This window comes from Kribbella sp. NPDC002412, assembly GCF_053592935.1.
Genome location: NZ_JBSFBL010000023.1, coordinates 112,340 through 118,777, shown reverse-complemented (window position 1 = coordinate 118,777; position 6,438 = coordinate 112,340). Strand labels below are relative to the sequence as shown.

The 6,438-nt window shown below is 70.2% G+C and carries 6 protein-coding genes; 5 read left to right on the top strand and 1 reads right to left on the bottom strand.

Annotated features, from left to right (window positions below):
* Positions 1-259 precede the first annotated feature (259 nt).
* A complete protein-coding gene (locus ACWCOV_RS20205) occupies positions 260-2,416 on the top strand; it encodes a hypothetical protein (RefSeq protein ID WP_449830808.1) in 2,157 nt (718 codons plus the stop codon).
* Here the strand turns inward: ACWCOV_RS20205 and ACWCOV_RS20200 are convergent.
* Positions 2,409-3,431 carry a PseG/SpsG family protein gene (locus tag ACWCOV_RS20200; RefSeq protein ID WP_449830807.1) on the bottom strand — a complete coding sequence of 341 codons (1,023 nt, stop codon included), beginning with the start codon at positions 3,429-3,431 and terminating at the stop codon, positions 2,409-2,411. The genes ACWCOV_RS20205 and ACWCOV_RS20200 overlap by 8 nt on opposite strands.
* Positions 3,432-3,555: 124 nt before the next feature.
* On the opposite strand from ACWCOV_RS20200, the gene ACWCOV_RS20195 reads away from it, so the two are divergent.
* From ACWCOV_RS20195 to ACWCOV_RS20180, 4 genes are all read left to right on the top strand, one after another.
* The gene (locus tag ACWCOV_RS20195) at positions 3,556-3,783 is read left to right on the top strand and encodes an AbrB/MazE/SpoVT family DNA-binding domain-containing protein (protein WP_449830806.1); all 228 of its coding nucleotides are present in this window, start codon (positions 3,556-3,558) and stop codon (positions 3,781-3,783) included.
* Positions 3,773-4,207 (top strand): type II toxin-antitoxin system VapC family toxin, encoded by a 435-nt coding sequence (locus ACWCOV_RS20190; protein WP_449830805.1) that lies wholly within the window; start codon positions 3,773-3,775, stop codon positions 4,205-4,207. The genes ACWCOV_RS20195 and ACWCOV_RS20190 overlap by 11 nt, the downstream gene beginning before the upstream one ends.
* Positions 4,208-4,328: 121 nt before the next feature.
* Positions 4,329-5,309: a UDP-N-acetylglucosamine 4,6-dehydratase (inverting) gene (pseB, locus tag ACWCOV_RS20185; RefSeq protein ID WP_449830804.1), complete on the top strand. Its 981-nt coding sequence runs from the start codon at positions 4,329-4,331 to the stop codon at positions 5,307-5,309.
* Positions 5,309-6,433: a DegT/DnrJ/EryC1/StrS family aminotransferase gene (locus tag ACWCOV_RS20180; protein WP_449830803.1), complete on the top strand. Its 1,125-nt coding sequence runs from the start codon at positions 5,309-5,311 to the stop codon at positions 6,431-6,433. Before pseB ends, ACWCOV_RS20180 begins: the two co-directional genes overlap by 1 nt.
* Positions 6,434-6,438 lie beyond the last annotated feature (5 nt).

Below are 6,438 nucleotides of genomic sequence, written 5' to 3'. Positions count from 1 at the left end.
AGATCCCGAGGCCGTCCAGGAGCGGGCGCATCCGGTCGAAGAAGATCGGCAGCACCTCCTCCTCGTCGTACATCGGCACGACGACGGAGAGCGCCGGGTCATCGGTTCGCATCAGGGCCTCCGTTCCGGACACTACTCGCGGTGACGCTCCGCATTCGTGACATGACAGGTTTCACATTAGTGTTACGACATGCGCGCGAAAGCGAGGCGGCGGGGGCCGCGGACGGCGGGGCCTTCCCTTTCCGGCCTCCTCGCGGGCGTGGCCGTCTTGGTGCTGGCGATCGTGCTCCTCTTCCAGCACTCGACGCTCACCGAGGTGGGGCGGTTCGTGCTGTTCACCGGGCTCGGGATCGCGCTGCCCGGACTCGCCCTGTGGCGGCTGATCGGCAGCTACGGGCACAACCTGGTCGAGGACTTCGCGGGCGGGTTCGCCATCGGTACCGCGGGCCAGATCGTGGTCTACCTGGCCAGCGCGTCGATCGGGCTGCAGGCCTGGTCGTGGGTCTGGGCGCCGGTCGTGCTGCTGATCACGTTCGCGGACAGGGACGTGCGGGGCCGAGTCTGGCGCCGGGTCGACCAGCCGGTCCGGCCGCTGCAGGCCTGGCTGCTCGCCGCGGCGACCACAGTCGTAGTCCTGATCGTCTACCGCCGCGGTCCTGGTCAGTTCCTGCCCGCGTACACCGACCCGCTGCGGTCCTACCCGGACCTCGCGTTCCAGCAGGCGCTGGCCGCCAGCGCGAAGTACGACGTACCGATCTCGACGCTGTGGCTCGGTGGCGAGCCGATGAAGTACCACTCGTTCTTCCACCAGGCGACGGCCGCGACGGCTTGGGCAACGCGGATCGACCTGACTGACCTGATCCACTCGCTGACCTGGCTGCCGCTGTTCCTCGCCGGGTGCGGGCTCGTGTTCGCGTTGACCACCCGGTTCACCCCGACCGCCGAGTCGGGCACGACCTGGGCCGGGCCGCTCGCCGTACTGGTCGCTGGTCTCGGCGGGACTGTGCAGCCACTGGGCGACGTCGGCCTGGGCGGGATCTCGACCGCGGTGGCGGCGTACCTGAGTCCGACGCAGAACCTCGGCGTGCTGATCGCCCTAGCGCTCTGCCTCGTGGTGGTCGATCTGCTACGCGCGGACCGGCCACGGAGCCGCTGGGTGCTGCTGGTCCTGCTCGCGTTGGTCGCGGCCGGCGCGAAGTCGACGATCCTGCCGCTGCTGGGCTTCGGGTTCGGCTTCGCGTTCGTGCACCTGGCGATGACGCGCCGCAGCACGCGTACGGCGTTCTGGGGCGGCCTGCTGTCGTTGGGCGTCTTCCTGGGCGCACTGGTGGTGATCTTCGCGGGCAGCACATGGGGGACGGAGATCAAGCCGTTCCAGACGTTCGTGCAGCTGGCGCCGTACCCGATGCTCGTGGCCGAGCCGCATGCGCAGCTGCTGTCTGCGGCGACGACCTTGCTGAGCTGGGGACTTGCTGCATCGGGGCTGCTCTTCCTCGGGCGGAAGTGGCGCGATCCGGCTGCGGTGTTCCTGGTCGGCTTCGCGGTCGCCGGGCTGCTAGGCACGCTGCTGACGACCCAGTCTGGGATCAGCCAGCTGTACTTCGTGCGGACGGCCTTCCCGGTGATCGCCGTACTCGCGTGTGTGGGCCTGGCCAACCTGGTCGGTCGGCTGGGCGATCGGCGTGGCGTCGTGCTCGTGGGCGCCGCCGGGCTGTGTGGGCTGGTGGCGCTGGGCTACGCGCGGCTGGAGTCCGCTGAGCTGCCTGGGATCAAGGGCCCGTGGTTGTGGACGGCCGGTGCCCTGGGCGCCGTCGCCGTGCTGATTGCCCTTGCCTGGAAGGTGTTGCGGCGACCCGGCAGCATCCTGGTCGCCTTCCTGGCGGCCGGAGTCGCGGCGAGCATGGTCGGCGCGGCGCTCGTGCCGTTGCAGGCTTTCGGCTCGGACAAGGCGTCGGACCTGGTCTTCGCGCATCCCGGCCGAGGTGGGGCGACCGCGGCCGAGGCCGGCGCGGCGCGCTGGCTGCGGCGGAACAGCGAACCGGGCGACCTGGTGGCGACGAACGCGCACTGCATCATCCAGCGCACCGGGCTGTGCGACAGCCGGCACTTCTGGATCGCCGCGCTGTCCGAGCGGCCGGTGCTGATCGAGGGCTGGTCCTACTCCAACCAGGCCAACCGGATCGCGCTCACCACCGACTCGAACCCGAGCCTGATCCCGTACTGGAACCGCGCCGAGCTCGCCGCCAACGACGCCGCCTTCACCGCCCCCAACCCGGCGGCGATCGAGCGACTGCGCAACGTCGGAGTCCGCTGGCTGTACGCCGACCACCGGGCCGGCAAGGTGTCACCCGCGTTGCGCAACTACGTCCGGCTCCGGCACGCCACCTTGGACGCGACCGTCTACGAGATCAGGTGAGCGCCAGCAGCGCGTCCGCGACCCGGGCGCGACCGTTGCCATCGACAAGCTCCCAGCCGGCCGCCGCCAACCGGGTCCGCTCGGCCGGATCGGTGAGCAGGCGCTTGAGTACGGCGGCCGCGGCGGACGGGTCCGCCTTCAGGTCGGACAGGACGCCGACTCCGGCCGCCGTACCGGTGGCGACGGCACGCTCGTAGCCCATCACCTGGTTGTCCACGACACACACGAGCCCGGCCGTCGCACCGAGACACAGGAGCTCCCAGGTCGACGTACCCGAAGCACTGATCGTCAGGTCGGCCTCGCGCACGGCAGCAGCCAGTTGGTCCGTCGGGCCGATGACGTCCACACCCTGCTGCGGACCAAGCTCAACCGCTGCGATCTGGTCCGCAAGCTCCGGCCGAGGCGCGACCACAGTGGCCTCGAACGGCACGCCAGTCGCCGCCAGCGCCTGTACGACGTACGGACCGGCGCCGAACGCGTCCGTCCCGCCGAAGAACGCGAACACCTTCGGTACGGCGACCGGCCGCGGCGCGGGTGGTTCGAGCGGGCGGAGAGCGCGGATCTCGTCGCGGATCATCACGTAGGCGAGTCCGGCCAGCCTGGTGCTGTTCGCGGGCAGCCGCGGACGGTCCAGCTCGGCGGCGAGGTTCTGGTCCACCAGCACGTCCGCGTCGGCGCCCCGGAAGTCGCCGTCGACGATGGCGAGGGTCGGAACGCCGGTCGCGCGGACGGCCGGGTAGACGGCCGCGTCCAGGTCGTAGGAGTCGAGGACGACCGCGTCCAGCCGAAGCCGCGCGATCAGGTCGATGTGCTCCGCCGGCGTCCAGACCGCCGGCTCCACCGCGATCCCCCGGGCCGCGATCTGCGCCTCGGCCCACGGCACGGTGTGCGCGTCGCAGACGAACACCACCTCGTGCCCGCGCCGCAGGAGCTCCTCCGCCAGCGCCAGGCACCGCATCACGTGCCCGATCCCCCGCCCCGGCCCCACATCACACCGAACCCCGACGCGCTCCACGCCCCGACCGTATCGGCTGCACGGGATCGGCTGCATACCCGGTTTCCGGGCCCGGCCCGGGGTGAGAAGCCGCACTTGTGGATATCATGTAATACGTAGGACGCGTACTACGTGGGAGGCTACGATGCGACTGAACAGCAAGGGCCAGGTGACCATCCCGGCCGAGCTCCGGCGCAAGCACCACCTCCACGAGGGGGACGAAGTGACAGTGATCGAGGCGGACGACGGGCTGCGGATCGTCCGGGTGGCCGACGCGGAGACCCGCGGTCAGCGGCTGGTGCGGGAGATGCGCGGCCGGGCGACGACCGAGATGAGCACCGAGGAGCTGATGGAGCTCCTGCGTGGCGAGTGACACCCAGCCGGTCGTGCTCGTCGACACCTGTGTGCTGCTCGACATCCTGACCGACGACCGGGAGTGGGGCGACTGGTCCGCGACGGCGGTCGCCAAGGCGCGCGACGAAGGCGACCTGGCGATCAACCCGATCATCTACGCCGAGGTGTGCGCCGGGTTCGACCGGATCGAGGACGTCGACGCCGCGCTCCCGGTGCTGGACTTCCGCCGCGAGCCGTTGCCCTACCACGCCGGTTTCCTCGCCGCGCACGCCTTCGTGACCTACCGCCGGCGGGGCGGCGCCAAGACCTCGCCGCTGCCCGACTTCTACATCGGCGCGCACGCCGCGGTGCAGCGCTACCGCCTGATCACGCGGGACACCAGGCGGTTCCGGACGTACTTCCCGAGGGTCGGTCTGATCACTCCGAATCAAGCGATCTCTTGACCTCGCGCTGAGACGCGGGATTGAGAGGGGCTGGAACCGGGCAGCTATTGTTCGTGTCTGCACTGCGCGTGCTGCCACCACAACTGTCCGTCGGAACTGTCCGTCAGAAGGGTCCGCCGACGTGTCCATCCTCACCGGCTCAGACATTCTCGTCACCGGCGGAACCGGGTCCTTCGGCCGGGCGTTCGTCGGGCACGCACTCGACCGGCTGAACCCGCGCCGGATCATCGTGTTCAGCCGGGACGAGCTGAAGCAGTGGGAGGTCCGGCAGCTGTTCGGCGACGATCCGCGGCTGCGGTTCTTCCTCGGTGACGTCCGGGATCGGTCCCGGCTGCTGCGGGCCATGCACCGGGTCGACTACGTCGTGCACGCGGCCGCGCTGAAGCAGGTCGACAGTGGTGAGTACAACCCGTGGGAGTTCGTCCAGACCAACGTGGTCGGCTCGCAGAACGTGATCGAGGCGGCCATCGACTCCGGGGTGAAGCGGGTCGTCGCGCTGTCCACCGACAAGGCGTCCAGCCCGATCAACCTGTACGGCGCGACCAAGCTGACCGCGGACAAGCTGTTCATCAACGGCAACCACTACGCGGCGGCGTACGACACCCGCTTCAGCGTGGTCCGGTACGGCAACGTGATGGGCAGCCGGGGCTCGATCATCCCGAAGTTCAAGGCGCTGCACGCGGCCGGCGACTCGCTGCCGATCACCGACCTGCGCTGCACCCGGTTCCTGATCACGCTGCCGCAGGCGGTCGAGTTCGTGGTCGACTCGTTCGAGCTGATGACCGGCGGCGAGCTGTACGTGCCGCGGATCCCGTCGATGAAGGTCACCGACCTGGCCGAGGCGATCGCCCCCGGCGCCAAGATGCACGACGTCGGCCTGCGCCCGGGCGAGAAGCTGCACGAGGAGATGATCAGCCCGGAGGAGGGCCGGCGCGCGCTCGCGATCGGCAACCGGTTCGTGCTGCAGCCCGACCTGGCCACCTGGGGCTACCTGCCGCCGTCGGACGGGATCCCGGTGCCGGACGGCTTCCACTACGCCTCGGACACCAACGACCAGTGGTACTCGATCGACGAGATCCGCAAGATCCTCGAGAGTGACTGATGCTGCCCTACGGACGTCAGTCCATCTCCGAGGAGGACATCGCGGCGGTCACCGCCGTGCTGCGCGGTGACTGGCTGACCACCGGGCCCGCGGTCACCGCGTTCGAGAACGCAGTCTCCGAGCTGACCGGCGGGCATCGCGTCGTCAGTTGCACGTCGGGCACGGCCGCGCTGCACATCGCCTACGCCGCCCTGGGCGTCGGACCGGGCGACGAGGTGATCACCACGCCGATGACGTTCGTCGCGACGGCCTCGACCGCTGCGATGCTCGGCGCTTCCGTGGTCTTCGCGGATGTCGACCCGGACACCGCGCTGATCGCCCCGTCCGCGGTCGAGGCGGCGATGACCGAGCGCACGAAGGTGATCGCCGCCGTCGACTACGCCGGCCAGGCCGCGGACTACGCGGCTCTGCAGCCGCTTGCCGATCGCGTCGGCGCTCGCACGCTGGCGGACGCGGCGCACTCGATCGGCGGCAGCGCCGACGGCCGCCCGGTCGGGGACCTGGCCGACGTGACCACGGTGTCCTTCTTCCCCACCAAGAACCTGACCACCGGCGAGGGCGGCGCGGTGGTCTGCAAGGACCCGGCGGTCGGCCAACGGGCCCACGAGTTCCACTTCATCGGCCTGGTCCGCGATCCGGACCGGTTCCAGATCACCGACGAGGGACCTTGGCACCAGGAGGTCCACGAGTACGGTGTGAACTACCGGCTCACCGACGTCGCGAGCGCCCTCGGCCTGTCGCAACTCCGGCGGCTGGCCGGCTTCAAACGCCGCCGCGCCGAGATCACCGCGCGGTACAACGAGGCACTGCGCGACGTGGACGGCCTCCGGACGCCGGTCCAGCGCGCGGGCGTGGACCCGGCCTGGCACCTCTACCCGGTCCGCGTCCTCGGCGGGCGCCGGCGCGAGGTGTTCGAAGGCATGCGCGCGGCGGGAATCGGTGTCCAGGTCAACTACATCCCCGTCTACTGGCACCCGGTCTTCGCACAGCAGGGCTACCGCCGCGGCCTGTGCCCGAACGCCGAGGCGTTCTACGCCGAAGAACTGTCCCTCCCCCTCTTCCCGGACCTGGCCGACCACGACGTCGACCGGGTGATCGAGACCTTGGTAAAGCTGGTTCGTTAACGTGT

Excerpts from the sequence above, each read along its gene's own strand:
- ACWCOV_RS20195 (WP_449830806.1), top strand. The coding sequence starts at position 3,556 with ATGCGACTGAACAGCAAGGGCCAGGTGACCATCCCGGCCGAGCTCCGG.
- ACWCOV_RS20180 (WP_449830803.1), top strand. The coding sequence starts at position 5,309 with ATGCTGCCCTACGGACGTCAGTCCATCTCCGAGGAGGACATCGCGGCG.